This window comes from Pseudomonas sp. G166 (genome assembly GCF_037027455.2).
Taxonomy (GTDB): Bacteria; Pseudomonadota; Gammaproteobacteria; order Pseudomonadales; family Pseudomonadaceae; genus Aquipseudomonas.
Map to the genome: position 1 here is coordinate 4682453 of NZ_CP146985.1, position 16887 is coordinate 4699339.

The 16887-nt window shown below is 60.8% G+C and carries 21 protein-coding genes; 14 read left to right on the forward strand and 7 right to left on the reverse strand.

Annotation, left to right across the window (positions count from 1 at the left end; genetic code table 11):
• Window positions 1-49: 49 nt before the first annotated feature.
• On the forward strand, window positions 50-937 hold the full coding sequence (gene rhtA / locus SGN16_RS20390; protein WP_335945795.1) for a threonine/homoserine exporter RhtA: 888 nt from the start codon (window positions 50-52) through the stop codon (window positions 935-937).
• 168 nt (window positions 938-1105) lie between these two features.
• Window positions 1106-1387, forward strand: coding sequence for a hypothetical protein (locus SGN16_RS20395; RefSeq protein ID WP_042729241.1), 282 nt, complete (start codon window positions 1106-1108; stop codon window positions 1385-1387).
• 7 nt (window positions 1388-1394) lie between these two features.
• Here the strand turns inward: SGN16_RS20395 and SGN16_RS20400 are convergent, their stop codons facing one another.
• Window positions 1395-1964 (reverse strand): TetR/AcrR family transcriptional regulator, encoded by a 570-nt coding sequence (locus tag SGN16_RS20400; RefSeq protein ID WP_210639717.1) that lies wholly within the window; start codon window positions 1962-1964, stop codon window positions 1395-1397.
• 89 nt (window positions 1965-2053) lie between these two features.
• On the opposite strand from SGN16_RS20400, the gene SGN16_RS20405 reads away from it, so the two are divergent.
• Both SGN16_RS20405 and SGN16_RS20410 read left to right on the forward strand, forming a co-directional pair.
• The gene (locus tag SGN16_RS20405; protein ID WP_210639718.1) at window positions 2054-2782 is read left to right on the forward strand and encodes an SDR family oxidoreductase; all 729 of its coding nucleotides are present in this window, start codon (window positions 2054-2056) and stop codon (window positions 2780-2782) included.
• Between the two features lie 31 nt (window positions 2783-2813).
• Complete coding sequence (locus SGN16_RS20410) at window positions 2814-3404, forward strand: 2-hydroxychromene-2-carboxylate isomerase (protein WP_335945796.1); 591 nt, start codon at window positions 2814-2816, stop codon at window positions 3402-3404.
• 8 nt (window positions 3405-3412) lie between these two features.
• On the opposite strand, the gene SGN16_RS20415 is transcribed toward SGN16_RS20410, so the two are convergent.
• The 5 genes from SGN16_RS20415 to SGN16_RS20435 form a co-directional block, all read right to left on the reverse strand.
• Window positions 3413-5221, reverse strand: coding sequence for an aminopeptidase P family protein (locus SGN16_RS20415; RefSeq protein WP_335945797.1), 1809 nt, complete (start codon window positions 5219-5221; stop codon window positions 3413-3415).
• A gap of 49 nt (window positions 5222-5270) precedes the next feature.
• Window positions 5271-6437 carry an aminotransferase class V-fold PLP-dependent enzyme gene (locus tag SGN16_RS20420; RefSeq protein WP_335945798.1) on the reverse strand — a complete coding sequence of 389 codons (1167 nt, stop codon included), beginning with the start codon at window positions 6435-6437 and terminating at the stop codon, window positions 5271-5273.
• Window positions 6438-6596: 159 nt separating this feature from the next.
• Window positions 6597-7211, reverse strand: a complete 615-nt coding sequence (locus SGN16_RS20425) for a LysE family translocator (protein ID WP_335945799.1) — start codon at window positions 7209-7211, stop codon at window positions 6597-6599.
• A gap of 102 nt (window positions 7212-7313) precedes the next feature.
• Window positions 7314-7580 (reverse strand): hypothetical protein, encoded by a 267-nt coding sequence (locus SGN16_RS20430; RefSeq protein WP_210639723.1) that lies wholly within the window; start codon window positions 7578-7580, stop codon window positions 7314-7316.
• A 117-nt stretch (window positions 7581-7697) separates the two neighbouring features.
• Window positions 7698-8063 (reverse strand): antibiotic biosynthesis monooxygenase, encoded by a 366-nt coding sequence (locus tag SGN16_RS20435; protein ID WP_210639724.1) that lies wholly within the window; start codon window positions 8061-8063, stop codon window positions 7698-7700.
• Window positions 8064-8159: 96 nt separating this feature from the next.
• Between SGN16_RS20435 and soxR the strand changes: the two genes are divergently transcribed.
• From soxR to SGN16_RS20485, 10 genes are all read left to right on the forward strand, one after another.
• Window positions 8160-8630, forward strand: coding sequence for a redox-sensitive transcriptional activator SoxR (soxR, locus tag SGN16_RS20440; RefSeq protein WP_210639725.1), 471 nt, complete (start codon window positions 8160-8162; stop codon window positions 8628-8630).
• An 85-nt stretch (window positions 8631-8715) separates the two neighbouring features.
• Window positions 8716-9174, forward strand: coding sequence for a VOC family protein (locus tag SGN16_RS20445; protein WP_210639726.1), 459 nt, complete (start codon window positions 8716-8718; stop codon window positions 9172-9174).
• Window positions 9175-9399: 225 nt separating this feature from the next.
• Window positions 9400-10614, forward strand: a complete 1215-nt coding sequence (locus SGN16_RS20450) for a PepSY domain-containing protein (RefSeq protein ID WP_335945800.1) — start codon at window positions 9400-9402, stop codon at window positions 10612-10614.
• A complete protein-coding gene (locus tag SGN16_RS20455) occupies window positions 10611-11150 on the forward strand; it encodes a thiamine pyrophosphate-binding protein (protein ID WP_210639728.1) in 540 nt (179 codons plus the stop codon). Before SGN16_RS20450 ends, SGN16_RS20455 begins: the two co-directional genes overlap by 4 nt.
• Complete coding sequence (locus tag SGN16_RS20460) at window positions 11147-11473, forward strand: hypothetical protein (protein ID WP_135846383.1); 327 nt, start codon at window positions 11147-11149, stop codon at window positions 11471-11473. The genes SGN16_RS20455 and SGN16_RS20460 overlap by 4 nt, the downstream gene beginning before the upstream one ends.
• Window positions 11470-12045, forward strand: a complete 576-nt coding sequence (locus SGN16_RS20465) for a DUF6162 family protein (RefSeq protein ID WP_335945801.1) — start codon at window positions 11470-11472, stop codon at window positions 12043-12045. The genes SGN16_RS20460 and SGN16_RS20465 overlap by 4 nt, the downstream gene beginning before the upstream one ends.
• Before the next feature lie 35 nt (window positions 12046-12080).
• Window positions 12081-13010 (forward strand): zinc ABC transporter substrate-binding protein, encoded by a 930-nt coding sequence (locus SGN16_RS20470; RefSeq protein WP_210639730.1) that lies wholly within the window; start codon window positions 12081-12083, stop codon window positions 13008-13010.
• The gene (locus SGN16_RS20475) at window positions 13007-13759 is read left to right on the forward strand and encodes a metal ABC transporter ATP-binding protein (RefSeq protein WP_335945802.1); all 753 of its coding nucleotides are present in this window, start codon (window positions 13007-13009) and stop codon (window positions 13757-13759) included. Before SGN16_RS20470 ends, SGN16_RS20475 begins: the two co-directional genes overlap by 4 nt.
• Entirely contained in the window at window positions 13759-14658 is a 900-nt protein-coding gene (locus SGN16_RS20480) for a metal ABC transporter permease (RefSeq protein WP_335945803.1), read from the forward strand. The genes SGN16_RS20475 and SGN16_RS20480 overlap by 1 nt, the downstream gene beginning before the upstream one ends.
• Window positions 14659-15552, forward strand: a complete 894-nt coding sequence (locus tag SGN16_RS20485; RefSeq protein ID WP_335945804.1) for a zinc ABC transporter substrate-binding protein — start codon at window positions 14659-14661, stop codon at window positions 15550-15552. It abuts the gene before it with no gap.
• 138 nt (window positions 15553-15690) lie between these two features.
• Here the strand turns inward: SGN16_RS20485 and prpF are convergent, their stop codons facing one another.
• Window positions 15691-16881: a 2-methylaconitate cis-trans isomerase PrpF gene (prpF, locus tag SGN16_RS20490; RefSeq protein ID WP_335945805.1), complete on the reverse strand. Its 1191-nt coding sequence runs from the start codon at window positions 16879-16881 to the stop codon at window positions 15691-15693.
• Window positions 16882-16887 lie beyond the last annotated feature (6 nt).

Consider the following 16887-nt stretch of genomic DNA (forward strand, 5'->3'; position numbering starts at 1 on the left):
TATTGCGCAAAGCAGCCCTTCCCGCCCCTATTCTGGACAATACTCTGTAATGACTCCTCCACATCGCAGCCTGGCCTCCACCCTGTTCCCGGTTGCCCTGCTATTAATCGCCATGGCCTCCATCCAGTCTGGCGCGTCCCTGGCCAAAAGCATGTTCCCAGTAGTAGGCGCGCAAGGCACTACGACACTGCGGCTCATTTTTGCCAGCATCATCATGCTTATATTGCTTCGCCCTTGGCGCGCAAAACTCACTGCTCAATCCCTGCGAACTGTGATTGTCTATGGAATGGCTTTGGGCGGCATGAACTTTCTCTTCTATATGTCATTGCGAACCGTCCCACTGGGAATCGCCGTGGCACTGGAGTTCACCGGCCCCCTGGCGGTAGCCATCTACGCCTCGCGCAGGGCAATCGACTTTCTCTGGATCGCCCTGGCAGTGATTGGCCTTCTTTTGTTGATACCCACTGGTGCCGCCAGTGCCGGTATTGACTTACTAGGTGCCGGCTATGCGTTGGGCGCAGGTGTCTGCTGGGCCCTGTACATTTTATTTGGTCAGAAGGCCGGGGCGGACAATGGCGTGCAAACCGCCGCACTGGGGGTCATGATCGCCGCACTGTTCGTAGCCCCTATCGGCATCGTTCATGCCGGCGCTGCACTGCTCACGCCAAGCCTGATTCCGGTCGCCATTGGCGTCGCTATCTTATCCACCGCCCTGCCGTACACGCTGGAGATGATCTCCCTAACCCGAATACCGGCCCGCACTTTCGGCACCCTGATGAGCATCGAGCCCGCATTCGGCGCCTTGTCGGGACTGGTATTTCTCCAGGAGTACTTATCACTGGCCCAATGGACAGCCATTACCTGCATCATCCTCGCATCGGTTGGCGCCACGCTGACCATGGGCAACACAGCGAAACCCGCCATCGCGGCTGATTGAAGCAGGATTTCACGAAGGGCTGGTATTTACCGCGCATTTAGGCCATGTTTAGGTCCGTAACCCAATGCCAGACATGGATTTTTTCATACAGGACGTCATGAACGCTTCAAGCAAAAGCGAACGCAACCGTATGTGGGCATAAGATCCACGACGGTATTAAGGACGGGAATGAAACGAATTTTGATATTGATCGCCGTACTTGCAGTTGCGGGCTGCGCGGCGACAACGAAAACTGAAGTCAAACGCGGTAAAAAAGGTTTGCACATCAACTGTTCTGGCCTGTCTTCCTCCTGGGATCAATGCGCCGCAAGCGCCGCCAACTCATGCGCCCCCAAAGGTTACAAGGTCATCGCCAAGTCGGGGGATGCGGTCGAGGAACCGGGGGATTATCCTTTCGGGCTCAACCCTGCCGGTTACACCAGCCGCAGCATGATTGTAATCTGTAAATAAGCAGCGCTCAGTCAATCCGCTGCTCGGCCATACGACGGCTGATTTCGTCGTAGCTGGATTTCAGGACATCACGCTGAACCTCTGGCGTGGCGAGCATCCGTGCAACAACCAACGCACCCACGCATTGCGAGAGGATTGCCCAGGCCAGGCTGTCGCTTCCCAGTATTCGCGCCCAGCTTTCATGCAAACGACAGATCCATGTCTGTGCCGCTTCCCTCACCTGCACATCCGATCGCGCGATCTCGGCGCCCAGCACCGGCAGCGCACAACCTACCTCTGGTTGCTCAACGTGACTCATGCTCAGGTACTGCCTCAGACAACGCTCCAGTTTCGTTGCGTCCACAACACTGTCGCCACTCAAGCGATCCAGGCTCTGGGCCAACTCTCGTTCAACAATGGCCTTGAACAGCTCATCCTTGGATGAGAAATGGCTGTAGAAAGCCCCGCCGCTCAACCCTATCGCTTTCATCAAGCCATCGACGCCGACCGTGGAAAAACCCGATTTCTTAGCGGATTCGGCACTGCTGGAAAGCAGCTTTTCTCGGGTTTCCATTTTGTGATTGGCTGAATAACGCATGGCCCTGCCCCTAATTGCTCACCTTGACGCTCGCCGGATCTTAGCATAACGTCCGTTTAGCTAACGATCGTTTACCAATGAGGCTGATCATGAATAATAAGAAGGTCGTACTGGTTGTTGGCGCGGGCGACGCCACGGGTGGCGCGATAGCCAGACGCTTCGCCCAGGAGGGTTTTGTCGCCTGCGTTACCCGCCGTAGCGCCGACAAACTCGAGCCATTGGTTGATGGGATCCGAGCCCAGGGCGGCGAAGCCCACGGCTTTGCCTGCGACGCCCGTAAAGAGGACGACGTGATCGCGCTGATCGAACAGATCGAGGAGCAGATCGGCCCGATTGAAGCTTTTGTATTCAACATCGGCGCCAACGTGCCCTGCAGCATCCTCGAAGAAACTGCACGCAAATATTTCAAGATTTGGGAGATGGCCTGCTTCTCCGGATTTCTCAATGCACGGGAAGTGGCCAAGCGGATGGTCAGGCGTCAGCGTGGGACGATTCTGTTTACCGGGGCAACAGCAGGGTTGCGTGGCGCTTCAGGGTTCGCCGCATTCGCAGGCGCCAAACACGGCATCCGGGCACTGGCCCAGAGCATGGCTCGCGAACTGGGACCGATGAATATTCACGTGGCCCATGTGGTGGTGGACGGCGCTATCGACACGGACTTCATCCGCGATAATTTTCCAGAAAAATATGCGACCAAGGACACGGACGGCATCCTCAATCCCGATCACATTGCTGACAATTATTGGTATCTGCACAGCCAACCTCGAGACGCCTGGACCTTTGAGCTAGACCTGCGTCCCTGGAGCGAACGCTGGTAACCTCCCTCACAACAACAAGAGAGCAGATACCATGGGCAAATCGGTGGAATTTTTCTTTGATCTCGGTAGCCCGGCCACTTATCTGGCCTACACCCAATTGCCAGCGCTTTGCGCACGGACCCATAGTGCACTGATCTACCGCCCCATGCTGTTGGGCGGCGTTTTCAAGGCGACAGGCAATGCTTCACCGGTGACCGTACCGGCCAAAGGCGCTTACATGTTCAAGGATTTGAATCGCTTCGCCGAACGCTACGGTGTCGCCTTCAAGCTTCCTCCCCACTTTCCAATCAATACCCTGTTGCTGATGCGCGCCGTGACGGGTATCCAACTGCGTCATCCTGAACGTTTCGAAGCTTTTATCGACTGCCTGTTCCGCGCCCTGTGGATGGACGCCCGTAACCTCAACGACCCGACGACGGTAGCAGCGGTGCTGGATGAAGACGGCTTCGACCCCGAATATGTGCTGGCCCTCACGGCCGACGCACAGGTCAAGAACGCACTCAAGACCGTCACCGAAGAAGCTATTCGACGGGGCGTGTTCGGCGCCCCGAGTATGTTCGTCGGCAACGAGCTGTTCTTTGGTCAGGATCGACTGGACTTCGTCCGTGAAGCCCTGGGCTGATCCTTACCTCAGATTGCCATTGTCCGGGCGTTCAGCCAGTGCAGTGCATCCTCCTCCAGCAACGGGCTCAATCGACGCTGAACCTCGGCGTGATAGGCGTTGAACCAGTCTTTTTCATCCTGGGTCAGCAACGAGGGCTCCAGGCAGCGAGTATCGATCGGGCACAGAGTCAAGGTTTCGAACTCAAGGAACTCACCGAACTCGCTTTTACCCGCCTCTCGGTTCAACACCAGATTCTCGATACGCACCCCCCAACGGCCTGGACGATAAGTGCCCGGCTCGATGGAGGTGATCATGCCCGCCTGCATAGCAGTCTGCGGCGCAGCGGCGGCCTGGTAGGCAATCACCTGCGGCCCCTCGTGGACGTTGAGGAAATAACCGACGCCATGGCCGGTGCCGTGGCCGTAGTCCACCTGTTCGGCCCAGATTGGCGCGCGGGCAATCGCATCCAGCAAGGGCGATAGAATGCCCCGTGGGAATTTGGCCCGGGACAAGGCAATCACACCCTTGAGCACACGAGTGCAATCACGTTTTTGTTCGGCGCTGGGTGTTCCAACCGGCACCATGCGGGTGATATCGGTGGTGCCGCCCAGGTACTGGCCGCCGGAATCGATCAGCAGCAAGCCATCGCCTTCGATGACTGCATGGGATTCTTCCGTGGCGTGGTAATGGGGCATCGCGCCGTTGGCATTGAACGCGGCGATGGTATTGAAGCTCAGGGAGACAAAATCCGGCCTACGGGTGCGGGCTGCAGTCAGGTGCTCGTCGATGGTCAGTTCGGTGATTCGCTCGCGGCCCCAGGCACTTTCCAGCCAGGCGAAGAACTCACAGAGCGCCGCGCCGTCCTGCTCCATGGCCCGCCGGATATGCTCGGCGTCGGCCAGGCTTTTACGGGACTTGGCCAGCGTCGTCGGATTGAGTCCCTCGACCAGCTTCACGCCACTGTCCAGATTATCCAGCAAGCCAACCGTAACCCGCGCCGGATCGATTTGCAGACTCGCCCCGCCCGGCACTTCCCTCAGCGCGGCCGCCGCTTCGCTGTAATCGCGCAGTGTCACACCATCCTGCTCAAGAACGGCCCGCAGCGCAGCATCGACCTTGTCCAAAGCCACGAACAGCGTTGCCTGTTGCTGGCTGATCAAGGCAAAGGAGACGAACACCGGGTTGAAGGACACGTCCGCGCCACGCAGGTTGAACAACCAGGCGATGTCATCCAGGGTGGCAATGAAATGCCAGTCGGCGCCGCGTTCCTTGAGGGATTCGCGCAGTTTGGCGAGTTTCTCGACCCGGCTGACAGTCGCCTGGGGTGGCAAGTGCGCGTAGACCGGTTGATCGGGCAAGCTTGGCCGATCAGTCCAGACTTCATTGAGCAGGTCGATGTCGGTGCGCAAGCGCGCACCTCGCTCTTCAAGCTTGCCGCCCAGAGTCCGCGCCGAGGCCACGGCCATGACCGCACCGTCGACCGCAACCACTCCACCTTCAGGCGTTTGTTCGGCCAGCCAGTCCAACGGACCGGGCTGGCCCGGAATGAGCTTGACCAGTTCGATGCCGCTGCCTTCCAGTTCCTGGGTGGCCTGTTCCCAATAACGGCTGTCGGCCCATACGCCGGCGAAACTGCCGGTTACGATCAAGGTGCCCACCGAGCCATGGAACCCCGACAGCCATTGCCGCCCCTGCCAATAGCCCGGCAGGTATTCCGAAAGATGCGGATCGGCCGATGGCACCAGCAGCGCGTGAATGCCTTCACGGCTCATCAGTTGGCGAATTCGGGCCAGGCGCTGGGGAACCAGTCCATGGGTCAAAGGCTTGGTGCTCATCGTTTCTCCTGCTCATCAATATTGTTGTTCAGTGCCGAAGAAGCTCGGCTCATGGGGTCGTGGCCCAGAACGCCGGCGCAGTGGCGCACGCGGCCTTGATCAACCGCACCGCCTCGTCGATATCCTGCTCGCTGGTAAAGCGCCCCAGGCTCAAACGAATGGTCCGCCCGGCTGCGCGGGCATCGTGACCCAAGGCCAGTAGCACGTGAGACGGCGTGTTGCTCGCCGAGTTGCAAGCCGAGGTCGCGGAAAAGGCAATCGATGCGCCCAATGTTGCCGGGTTGAACTCACCTTCGTTGAAAGTCAGGCTCAGCGTGTGAGGAATTCGCTGGGTCGCACTGCCATTTATACACACGCCGGGCAATGCCAGCATCGGCTCAAGCAAACGATTGCGCAATCGGTCGATTTTAGCGGCCTCGTCGTCAAACGACTCAGCCGCCAGTTCGAATGCGGCGCCCATGCCTGCGATCTGGTGGGTCGCCAGGGTGCCGGAGCGCAAACCGCCTTCGTGCCCGCCACCATGAATCTGTGCCGCCAGACGCGGTCGGGCGCGGTCGCCGACGTAAAGTGCGCCGATACCCTTGGGGCCGTAGACTTTGTGCGCCGAAAAAGACATCAGATCCACCGGCCACCGAGCCAGGTCAATCTTCACCTTGCCGGCGCCTTGGGCCGCGTCAACATGCAACAGCGCGCCATGCTCGCGAACGATCTCACCGATGGCGACGACATCATTGACAGTGCCCAGTTCGTTGTTCACCAGCATCAGCGACACCAGGAACGTGTCTTCGCGCAGCGCCTCGCGAACAGCTTGCGGGTTGATCAGGCCCTCGGCGTCGGGCGCAAGCCAAGTTACCGCAACACCACTTTCCTCCAACTGCCGGACCGTATCGAGAATCGCCTTGTGTTCGATCAGGCTGGTAATCACATGGCCACCAGAGGCGCCGCGCGCCTGGGCCACACCTTTGAGGGCCAGGTTGTTGGATTCGGTGGCGCCGGAAGTCCAGATGATCTGTTCGGCCTGTGCACCCACCAGTTCCGCCACCTGCTGGCGCGCCCGTTCCACCGAGCGGCGGGCCTCCTGGCCAAAGGCGTGGGAACTGGAAGCCGGGTTGCCGAAGTTACCGTCAAAGCCCAGGCATTGGACCATCACCTGGATGACCCGCTCATCCACCGGCGTAGTGGCGGCGTAATCGAAATATAAGGGACGTTTATTCATGGGAAACTCGCAGAGCCTGCTCCGGGATCAGGTGCCCTCGTTGGGTTCGAGACTAGCAATACCTGATCGAAGACCTTAAAGAAGTCGGACTTCGTTTAAAAGTGCGTAGGAACGCTCCTGAACCGGGAGCTTAGCAGGCATCGCGTCGAAGCTCAGCCCTCAACGAATGCTTTCGAGCAGCAACGGATACAACGAGGCGACCAGCAACAGCGCCATACCCCAGTTGAACAGGCGCAGCCAGCGACGATCACGCAGCAAATTACGCAAGAGGCTGCCGCAGATCACCCACAAGCTCACGCTAGGCAGGTTGATCAGGGCAAACACCGCCGCAATGACCACCACATTGAAGAAATAGCCTTGCAGCGGTGTATACGTGCTGATGGCACCAATGGCCATGATCCAGGCCTTCGGGTTGACCCACTGGAACGCCGCTGCGCCCCAGTAACTGATCGGCGTATGTTCCCTCGACTGGTTTTCCGAAACCGGGCCGGAGTGCGCGATTTTCCACGCCAAGTACAACAAGTAGGCGGCACCGACATAACGCAGCACCGTGTAAAGCAACGGATAGCTCTGGAACACAGCACCCAGGCCGAGGCCCACCGCCAGTACCAGGGAAAAGAAACCGCAAGTAATGCCCAGCATGTGGGGGATGGTGCGGTTGAACCCGAAATTGACACCCGAGGCCAACAACATGGTGTTGTTAGGGCCTGGCGTGATCGAGGTCACCAGGGCAAACAGGGCGAAGCCCAGTAACAGGTCAAGCGAAAGGGTCATGGCAGGTCAATCCATCGGGGCAGTCAGTCAAGTCATGACCCTACCCCACGTCCTGGCGCAAACCCATGGACAGTTGGGCAAAACTTCGAGCGGTACAGTCCCTCAGCTTGACCGCCCGGGCTGTTGTACGACCTGCTCGGCACTCATCTGGCCCTGATCGTCGAAGCCCACGTTTTTTTGCGCGGTACCGAGCAGCTCGGCTTTTTTCGCGTGGTATTCGTCGAACGACAAGCCCCGGCGGTTTAAAGCTTCAAGGGCCAGTTCCCGGGTTTCGTCGGCGGTGTAGGGACGCAGCTCTGGAGACGAGGCGGCGCAACCGCTCAATACGGTGGCAGTCAACAGCAGCAAAACGGCAAAGGTACGGTTCATGGCGGGTGTCCGGTGTTCTGAAGTTGGGCGATGAACAAAGGCTACTCGCCGGCCCCCCCACAGCAGAAATCAACCCTCTTGATAGTGGGTATCGCCTGCTCGGATCACCTGTTGCGCTCAATCGACCAACTGGCAGTGCAACGCGTTGTCCAGGCTGCGCTCAATGTTGTGCAGCACTTGAAACGAACCGAATGTCACGGCTTTGGCGCGGTGAGCCTGGATCAACCGCCAGAAATCCTGCTCGCCGTTTTCGAAGCTTCGAAACGCCGCCTCGCCCGCCTCTCGGGTTTGCCATTGCAAGTAATTAAGAACGCGGCGACCGTCCTCGCTGGCCTGGATACTGGCACTCAGGAAGCCCTTATGGTCCCGCGCCAGGCGCTCGGTCTGTTCCGACAGGGCCGTTACCAGCGCCGGCAACCATTGCGGCTCGATGTCGAACTCCATGAGTTGGGTGAAGCTGCGATTATTCCTTGGCGATTGCATGAAAGGTCCCCCGATGCCCGTAAGGCGAATCTTGCGATCCGAAGGCGTGCAGGTTAAAACCTCTAGTTAACTCAAGGTCAAGCGGTAACTCAGGCGATGACGCAGATAAATGTCCATAAGGAACTCACCGTCGGCCAAGTGGCCGCCCGCAGCGGCGTGGCGGTCACAGCCCTGCACTTCTATGAATCCAAGGGACTGATCAAAAGCACACGTAACCAGGGCAACCAACGCCGTTATCCACGGGAAGTGCTACGGCGCGTGGCGCTGATCAAGGTCGCCCAGCGCCTGGGCATCCCCTTGGCAGAAATCGGCGCGGCGTTGAAAACCCTGCCGGACGACCGCGCCCCGACGGCCGCCGACTGGAAGATCTTGTCGGCGCAGTGGAGCCGCGACCTGGATGAGCGCATCAATCAATTGCTGGCGCTGCGCGATCGACTCAACGGTTGCATCGGCTGCGGTTGTCTGTCGATGGACAGTTGCCCCTTGCGCAATCAGGGGGATGTGTTGGCTGAGAGGGGGCCAGGAGCGCATCTGTTGGACAAACCGCAGACGTTCGTCGGGCCGTAAGCCGGCCCCAAGGTGCTGGCCTATAGTGGATGGGCGCAAATCGACGAAGACCTCTTCGCCTCCCATAACAACAAGGAGAAACGTCATGGGCGTCAAATCCACTCCCGAAGGGTTCAATAACATCACGCCCTACTTGGGCATTCAAAAAGCTGCCGAAGCCATCGATTTCTACAAAAAAGCCTTCAATGCCACCGAGGTCATGCGCCTGGCCATGCCCGACGGGGGCATCGGCCATGCCGAACTGCGGATCAACGGCTACCCGATCATGCTCGGCACGCCTTGCGATCAAGGGCCTCTGAGCAACCCGGATCAATCGCCATCAGTGGGTCTGCACCTTTATGTCGAAGATGTGGACAGCGCCTTTGCCCAGGCGATTAACGCCGGTGGCACAGTGATTTCCGAGGTCAAGGATCAGTTCTACGGTGACCGTACCGGGACTTTGAAAGATCCCTATGGGCATGTGTGGTTTCTGGCCACTCATAAGGAAGATCTGACTCAGGAGCAGATCGAACAGCGGGCCAGGGAGATGTTTCAACAGGGCTGACGGTTGACTTGCTGTGTGGCGAGGGCACCTGCTCCTCGCCACAAAAGCCAGAGACACGAAACGCGAAACATTTTCTTTCATCTTCCCCTTCAGGATTTCACTTGCTGGTTCGTCTTAATTAGATGCAGCCGGCCGCGTCGGCAAAAGCCACGGCCGGTTTTTCAGGGTTCATGAGATTGCGAAGCCCGTAATCCAGAACCTTTCATCGAATCAAGACGTTCAATCATGTCGAAGAAGTCCCGCTCCAAACTCTGGTTTCTGGTGCACAGCTGGCTGGCATTGCCCATCTGGTTTTTCGTGCTCATCGTCTGCGTGACCGGCACCCTGGCGGTGGTCAGCCAGGAGATCGTCTGGCTGGCCAACCCCGACATGCGTGCCAGCAAGCCATCGGACGATGCCCCGCTGCTCAGCTATGACCAAGTGATTGGCGCGATCAAGCAAGCCCAACCACTGACCCAGGTGCTAAGCATCGCGCGTCCGGACGAATCGCATTTTGCGCTGGAAGCCAAGGTGACCTATCCCGACGGGCGCCCCGACACGGTCTACGTCAACCCGTACAGCGGCGTGATCCAGGGCTCGGCACCGGCGTTCAATTTCAGGGGATTCACCCGTGCCCTGCATGGCTGGTGGCTGGTGCCGTTCACCAACGGCTACAGCTGGGGCTGGTACCTGGTGTCCTTGCTGGGGCTGCCGTTGCTGGCCTCACTGGTGACCGGGCTGGTGGTCTACAAGCGTTTCTGGAAAGGCTTTTTCCGCCCGACCCTGCGGATTCGCCACGGCGCGCGGATTTTCTGGGGCGATTTCCACCGGCTGAGCGGTATTTGGTCGATCTGGTTCATCGCGGTGATTTCCATTACCGGCACCTGGTTCCTGATCGAGGCCTTGCTGTCGGACAATCAAATTTCCATTTCCAGCGAGCCCGTCATTCCAGTGGTGGCGCGTGAAAGCGTTCCGCTGTCTACCGATGGTCTTGCACCGCCGCAACTTAGCCTGGACCGCGCGATTGAAATCGCCCAGCAGCGAATCCCGGGCTTGGACGCAAGTTTCGTCAGCCTGCCCGGCAATGCCTACAGCCACCTGGAAATCGGCGGCCGTGGTTGGTACCCGTTGATGTACCAGACCGCCACCATCAACCCCTACAACGGTGACGTGGCCGCCTCGCGGTTGCTGTCGGACCGCACGGCGCTGGAGTTCGTCACCGAATCCATGCGCCCCTTGCACACCGGGGACTTTGGCGGCCTCTGGATCAAGCTCATCTGGTTCTTCTTCGGTCTGGTCCTGAGCATGATGGTCCTCAGCGGGCTGCTGATCTGGACCAAACGCACGGCCCTGGCCACCGCCAATGCCTTCAAGCGCAGCCAGAAACCCGCCCGCGAAGCCAGAATTGCCAGGTCACCGCAGCCGTCCCTCCACCGTGAATCGCCGGAGGGCAACCTATGAGTTCGCCCACCGCAGCGGCCCCCTCACGCCTGAGTCTGTTCTGGCATAAGTGGCGTTTTCACCTCAACGTGCTGTTGTTGCTGATTCCCCTGGGTTTCATGCCCAAGTATTTCTCGGAAGCGGCATTGTTCCGCGGGGATACCGGGCTTGGCGAACGGGAGGTCGGCGAAGTCAAGGTCGGGCCGTGGAGCCTGCGTCTTGCCGAGTTTCGCAACGAAGCCCCACGCCCCGATGGCCCGGCCGGGCATATGAAACATTTCAACGCAGCCCTGTGCCAACGTTGCATCGGCGAGGTCAAGGCCACCTACCTGCGTATCGGCAAGCCCCGCAGCCTGCGGGCCGCCGGGGTCATTTTCTTCGGCTCGCCCTATCGCATGGGAGCCTCGTTGCCGGTGCCGCCCAAGACCCCGCTCGACGCCGAACTGTGGATAACCCTCGAGGGCTGGGACGGCTCGATGCACCAAGCCGCCATTCCCCTGAGCCAGGCCTCTCCCGCCACCATTGCCTGGCTGAAAACCCAAGGAGCCCAACCATGACCCCCCGCGCCTCTCTCAACAGCCTGGCGCTGCTGCTCTGCGCCGGTTTCGCCAGCAGCGCCCTGGCCCACAACCCGATGTGCGAATGCAAGGCCATCGACGCCGAACAGATCCAGTGCACGGGTGGCTTTTCCGATGGCAGCGGTGCGCCTGGGGTAACGCTGGACGTGATCGGCTACGACGAAACCATCCTGGTGCCGGGCAAGCTCGGCGCCGATTCGACGTTGACCTTCAAGAAACCGAACGCCGAATTCTACGTGCTCTTCGACGCCGGCCCCGGCCACGTGGTGGAAATCGACCAAGCCGACATCGAGGCCCCATGAGCAATCCCACCACCCAAGTCATCCGCCCGGCCGGCGCGGGCCATGAAACCCTGCATGTGTTGCTGCTGTGCCTGTTCATCGTGCTGGTGGCCGGATCGGTCGTGGCCTGGCACGGTAAAACCGAAGACAGCAGTCACCTCGCCGCGAACCAACTCGATGCCCGTCGCGATCTCAACGCCGCCGAACAAGGCATCTATGCGGACCTGCGGGTAACCCTGGATGAAATCCGCCTGCTGCGCGAAGAACAACAGGTCCTGCCCGGCCCGCAAACGCTGGCTGATGAAGGCTTTGCCCCGTTCGCCCAGGACGCCAGTTCCGTCAGCCGCGGCGGTCATGCCTGGCAACAGCTGGAAGACCGGGCCTACTTCGGCGCGAGCAGCAACTCATCCGTCGCTGGTTCGTTTCTGATGCGCATCAGCGAAGCGTCCGACGCCGCTCCCGACATCTGGCTCAATCGCGGCAACGGCCTCACTGCCCCCACCGCGCTGGACGACGCCACTTTGTCCGCCGCTGGCTGGCAACAGATCGTTGCGCAATTCGACGCCGGCGTAACCCGCCAGCACCGGCACTGATCCCACGCCCTTATTCGAGAGAAGACCCTTCGCCCATGCCTATTGCCACTCCACGCCGCCCCTTGCTGCGCCTGCTGCTGATCGGCCTGCTGGCCTGCCTGCTCACCCCACACGCCAGCGCCGAAACGGCCAAGCGCCTGCGCATCGGCATCACCTTGCACCCTTATTACAGCTACGTGGCGAACATCGTCGGCGACAAGGCCGAGGTGGTGCCGCTGATCCCGGCCGGCTTCAACCCCCATGCCTATGAACCTCGGGCCGAGGACATCAAGCGCATCAGCGGCCTCGACGTGATCGTGCTTAACGGCGTGGGCCACGACGACTTCGCCGACCGCATGATCGCCGCCAGCGAAACCCCGAACGTGAAGGTGATCGAGGCCAACGAAAACGTACCGTTGCTGGCCGCCACCGGCACCGCCGCCCGAGGTGCCGGCAAGGTCGTCAACCCACATACGTTCCTGTCCATCAGCGCGTCCATTGCCCAGGTCAATAACATCGCCCGAGAGCTGGGCAAGCTCGACCCGGACAATGCCAAGACCTACACCCAGAATGCCCGCGCCTACGGCAAGCGCCTGCGCCAAATGCGCGCCGCCGCCCTGGCTAAGCTGACCCAGGCGCCCAATGCCGAGCTGCGGGTCGCCACGGTGCACGCGGCCTACGACTACCTGTTGCGCGAATTCGGCTTGGAAGTGACCGCCGTGGTCGAGCCAGCCCACGGCATCGAGCCGAGCCCCAGCCAGTTGAAAAAGACCATCGATCAACTGCGTGAGCTGGACGTGAAGGTGATCTTCTCGGAAATGGATTTCCCCTCCACCTACGTCGACACCATCCAGCGCGAATCGGGTGTGAAGCTGTACCCGCTCTCGCACATTTCCTACGGGGACTACAGCGCCGAGAAGTACGAAAAGGAAATGGCCGGCAACCTCGACACCGTAGTCCGGGCGATCCAGGAGTCTGGCGCATGACCGTCCAGGAAACCCTCACCCCGCACCGCGTCGGCCCCTCGATTGAATTCGCCGATGTCAGCCTGAACCTGGGCCGCACCACGATTCTCGACAACGTGGGGTTTCAGGTGCAGCCCGGCAGCATCCATGCCCTGGTGGGCCCCAACGGCGGCGGCAAGAGTTCGTTGATCAAGACCCTGCTCGGGCAGATGCCGCACCAGGGACGCTTGAGCCTGCAATGGCCGGGTGAACCCGGTGTCATCGGCTATGTGCCCCAGGCGCTGGAGTTCGACCGGGGCCTGCCCATGACCGTGGATGATTTCATGGCGGCGATGTGTCAGCGGCGTCCGGCCTTCCTCGGCCTGAGCAAACATTACGCCGGCGCCATCGGCCAGGCCTTGGAGCGGGTGGGCATGCAGGACAAACGCAAGCGGCGCATGGGCGCGCTGTCCGGCGGCGAGCGCCAGCGGGTGTTGCTGGCCCAGGGGCTGATTCCGTCGCCGCAGTTGCTGGTGCTAGATGAACCGATGTCGGCGCTGGATGAGGCCGGCATCCAGGTGTTCGAACGATTGCTGCAGGACTGGCGCCAGGCCGGGATCACCGTGCTGTGGATCGAGCATGACCTGGAAGCCGTCGGGCGCCTGGCCGACCGTGTCACCGGCCTGAACCGCAAAGTGCTGTTCGACGGCCCGCCAGGCCAGACCCTGACCCCGGAGCGCTTGCTGACGCTGTTTTCCACCCATCCACGCACGAATGGGAGCGCTGCCTGATGAGTTATGAAGCCTTTCGCTTGATGGTCCAGGGTTGGGCCTCGTCCGGTTACTTGCCCGAGGCGCTGGCCTACGGGTTTGTGGTCAATGCGTTGCTGGCCGGGCTGTTGATCGGCCCGGTGCTGGGCGGTCTTGGCACGCTGGTGGTGGTCAAGCGCTTCGCGTTTTTCTCCGAGGCGGTGGGCCATGCGGCGCTGACTGGCGTGGCGGTCGGCATCCTGCTCGGCGAACCTTACACCGGCCCTTACGGCAGCCTGTTCGGCTATTGCCTGCTGTTCGGCATCCTGCTCAATTACCTGCGCAACCGCACCGGCCTGGCGCCGGACACGCTGATCGGCGTCTTCCTCTCGGTGTCCCTGGCCCTGGGCGCGAGCCTGCTGCTGATCCTGGCGGGCAAGATCAACGTGCACATTCTGGAGAACGTGCTGTTCGGTTCGGTGCTGACGGTCAACGGCAACGACTTGTTGGTGCTGGCGGTGGTCGGCTCGCTGGTGATGGCCCTGGCGTTGCCGCTTTATAACCGCATCATGCTCGCCAGCTTCAACCCGCAACTGGCGGCGGTGCGCGGGGTGGCAGTCAAGACTCTGGACTACCTGTTCGTGGTACTGGTGACGTTGATCACCGTGGCGGCGGTGAAAGTCATTGGCGCGATTCTGGTGGGCGCACTGCTGGTCATTCCGGCAGCGGCGGCACGCCTGCTCAGCCAATCGCTGAAAGGCTTTTTCTGGTGTTCAGTGCTGATCGCCACCCTGAGCACCTTGTGCGGAATTCTCGCGCCAATTGTGTTCGACCTGCCGATCCCGTCCGGTGCCGCGATCATCCTGGTGGCCGGCATCGCCTTCGCCCTGAGCGCCATCGCCCGTGGCGTCGTCCCCAGCCTCAAAGGGAATCTTGGATAAATGGTTTTTTCATTACGACAACTGGCCCTGGCCGCAGCGCTGTGCAGCGTGGCCGTTACCTCGTCATTTGCCAGCGAAAAAGTGCGTCTGCTGGCATCGTTACCGATCACCTACGGATTGAGTGAAGCCTTGCTCAAGGGCACCGACGTCAGCCTGGAGCGAGCCGCACCCGCCAACCTGCCCGGCACCCGCCAGAGCGCCTATTTCAGCGGCCGAGGGGCGCCAGCCCTGAGTAAACTCGCCAGCGAGGCGGATGGGGTAATCGGCCTGCGCTCGCTGTGGCCGGACGATCCGCTGTACCCCATGGCCCGCCGCAGCAATATTCGCATCGTCGAAGTCGACGCCGCCCGCCCGGTGGACGGCGCCCTGCCCGGCATCGCTGTACAACCGGGCATGACTGACGGCCTGGCGAGCCAGCCGTGGATGGCCAGCCATAACCTGGGACGCATGGCCGATGTGATCGCCGCCGACCTGGTGCGCCTGGCCCCGGTAGCCAGGCCACAGATCGACGCCAACCTGGCAGCCCTCAAGCAGCGCTTGCTCAAGCTCAGTGCCGATAGCGAAAAACGCCTGACCAGTGCCGACAACTTGAGCGTGGTCAGCCTGAGTGAACACTTCGCTTACCTGATCAGCGGACTCAATCTCGACGGGATCAGCACCGATGCTCACCCCGATGCCGAGTGGACAGCCGAAGCCCTCAAGCAATTGACCGTTACTTTGAAAGACAATGACGTGGCGGTGGTGCTGCATCATCGCCAACCTTCGGAGGCGGTGAAGGCGGCCATCAGCGAGGGCGGCAGCCGGCTACTGGTGCTGAGCACCGACGGTGCCGATCCGGTGGCGGAGTTGGAGAACAATGTGGGGCTGGTTGTCGCAGCACTGACGACGAACTGATGGCAGAAGTCCGACCAACCTGTGGGGGCGAGCTTGCTCGCGAAGAGGCCGGCCCATTCGACATTGATGTCGGCTGACACGCCGCCATCGCGAGCAAGCTCGCTCCCACAGGTTTTGTGTTGTTCCTGAAGTATCGAGTTAGAAGACATCCCCCGGCACCCGCACAAACCCTTCCATCAACACCCGTGCGCTGCGGCTCATGATGGCTTTGTTCACGGTCCATTCGCCGTTGACCTGGCTGGCCTCGGCGCCGACGCGCAGGGTGCCGGACGGATGGCCGAAACGTACGGCATTGCGTTCGATGCCGCCCGCCGCCAGGTTCACCAGGGTGCCGGAAATCGCCGCTGCGGTGCCGATGGCGACTGCCGCGGTGCCCATCATGGCGTGGTGCAGTTTGCCCATGGACAAGGCGCGCACCAGCAGGTCGACATCCCCGGCCGCCACAGCTTTTCCGCTTGATGAAACGTAGTCCGCTGGCGGTGCGACGAACGCCACTTTCGGCGTGTGCTGACGCTGGGCGGCTTCGTCCAGATGCTTGATCAGCCCCATGCGCAAGGCACCGTGGGCACGGATGGTTTCGAACATCGCCAGCGCCTTTGGATCGCTGTTGATTGCGCCCTGCAACTCAGTACCGGTGTAACCGACGTCACGGGCATTGATGAAAATCGTCGGGATCCCGGCGTTGATCAAGGTCGCCTTGAAGGTACCTACACCAGGCACCTCAAGGTCGTCCACCAGGTTGCCGGTGGGAAACATCGAGCCGCCACCGCCCTCCTCCTCGGCCGCCGGATCCATGAATTCCAGCTGCACTTCGGCCGCCGGAAAGGTCACGCCGTCGAGTTCGAAGTCACCGGTTTCCTGCACCGCGCCGTCGGTGATCGGCACATGGGCGATGATGGTCTTGCTGATGTTGGCTTGCCAGATCCGCACCACGGCCACGCCGTTTCGTGGGATGCGAGCGGGGTCTACCAAGCCACTGCTGATGGCGAATGAACCGACTGCCGCCGACAGGTTGCCGCAGTTGCCACTCCAGTCCACGAACGGCTTGTCGATGGACACTTGGCCGAACAGGTAATCGACATCGTGATCGGCCCGGGTGCTCTTGGACAGGATCACGGTCTTGCTGGTGCTCGACGTCGCACCGCCCATGCCATCGATCTGCTTCTCATATGGATCGGGGCTGCCGATCACCCGCAGCAGCAAGGCATCCCGGGCCGGGCCGGGGACGCGAGCCGCTTCGGGCAGGTCTTGCAGGCTGAAGAACACGCCTTTGCTGGTGCCACCACGCATGTAGGTGGCAGGAATTCTGATTTGCGCTGCGTGAGCCATGATGCT

What these genes read in the sequence shown, in the direction of transcription:
- SGN16_RS20395 (WP_042729241.1), top strand. Translation starts at nt 1,106, where the DNA reads ATGAAACGAATTTTGATATTGATCGCCGTACTTGCAGTTGCGGGCTGC.
- SGN16_RS20445 (WP_210639726.1), top strand. Translation starts at nt 8,716, where the DNA reads ATGGGCGTCAAATCCACTCCCGAAGGGTTCAATAACATCACGCCCTAC.
- SGN16_RS20470 (WP_210639730.1), top strand. Translation starts at nt 12,081, where the DNA reads ATGCCTATTGCCACTCCACGCCGCCCCTTGCTGCGCCTGCTGCTGATC.
- soxR (WP_210639725.1), top strand. Translation starts at nt 8,160, where the DNA reads ATGACGCAGATAAATGTCCATAAGGAACTCACCGTCGGCCAAGTGGCC.
- SGN16_RS20460 (WP_135846383.1), top strand. Translation starts at nt 11,147, where the DNA reads ATGACCCCCCGCGCCTCTCTCAACAGCCTGGCGCTGCTGCTCTGCGCC.
- prpF (WP_335945805.1), bottom strand. Translation starts at nt 16,881, where the DNA reads ATGGCTCACGCAGCGCAAATCAGAATTCCTGCCACCTACATGCGTGGT.
- SGN16_RS20450 (WP_335945800.1), top strand. Translation starts at nt 9,400, where the DNA reads ATGTCGAAGAAGTCCCGCTCCAAACTCTGGTTTCTGGTGCACAGCTGG.
- SGN16_RS20435 (WP_210639724.1), bottom strand. Translation starts at nt 8,063, where the DNA reads ATGCAATCGCCAAGGAATAATCGCAGCTTCACCCAACTCATGGAGTTC.
- SGN16_RS20420 (WP_335945798.1), bottom strand. Translation starts at nt 6,437, where the DNA reads ATGAATAAACGTCCCTTATATTTCGATTACGCCGCCACTACGCCGGTG.
- SGN16_RS20430 (WP_210639723.1), bottom strand. Translation starts at nt 7,580, where the DNA reads ATGAACCGTACCTTTGCCGTTTTGCTGCTGTTGACTGCCACCGTATTG.
- SGN16_RS20425 (WP_335945799.1), bottom strand. Translation starts at nt 7,211, where the DNA reads ATGACCCTTTCGCTTGACCTGTTACTGGGCTTCGCCCTGTTTGCCCTG.
- rhtA (WP_335945795.1), top strand. Translation starts at nt 50, where the DNA reads ATGACTCCTCCACATCGCAGCCTGGCCTCCACCCTGTTCCCGGTTGCC.
- SGN16_RS20405 (WP_210639718.1), top strand. Translation starts at nt 2,054, where the DNA reads ATGAATAATAAGAAGGTCGTACTGGTTGTTGGCGCGGGCGACGCCACG.
- SGN16_RS20410 (WP_335945796.1), top strand. Translation starts at nt 2,814, where the DNA reads ATGGGCAAATCGGTGGAATTTTTCTTTGATCTCGGTAGCCCGGCCACT.
- SGN16_RS20480 (WP_335945803.1), top strand. Translation starts at nt 13,759, where the DNA reads ATGAGTTATGAAGCCTTTCGCTTGATGGTCCAGGGTTGGGCCTCGTCC.
- SGN16_RS20475 (WP_335945802.1), top strand. Translation starts at nt 13,007, where the DNA reads ATGACCGTCCAGGAAACCCTCACCCCGCACCGCGTCGGCCCCTCGATT.
- SGN16_RS20485 (WP_335945804.1), top strand. Translation starts at nt 14,659, where the DNA reads ATGGTTTTTTCATTACGACAACTGGCCCTGGCCGCAGCGCTGTGCAGC.
- SGN16_RS20455 (WP_210639728.1), top strand. Translation starts at nt 10,611, where the DNA reads ATGAGTTCGCCCACCGCAGCGGCCCCCTCACGCCTGAGTCTGTTCTGG.
- SGN16_RS20400 (WP_210639717.1), bottom strand. Translation starts at nt 1,964, where the DNA reads ATGCGTTATTCAGCCAATCACAAAATGGAAACCCGAGAAAAGCTGCTT.
- SGN16_RS20465 (WP_335945801.1), top strand. Translation starts at nt 11,470, where the DNA reads ATGAGCAATCCCACCACCCAAGTCATCCGCCCGGCCGGCGCGGGCCAT.
- SGN16_RS20415 (WP_335945797.1), bottom strand. Translation starts at nt 5,221, where the DNA reads ATGAGCACCAAGCCTTTGACCCATGGACTGGTTCCCCAGCGCCTGGCC.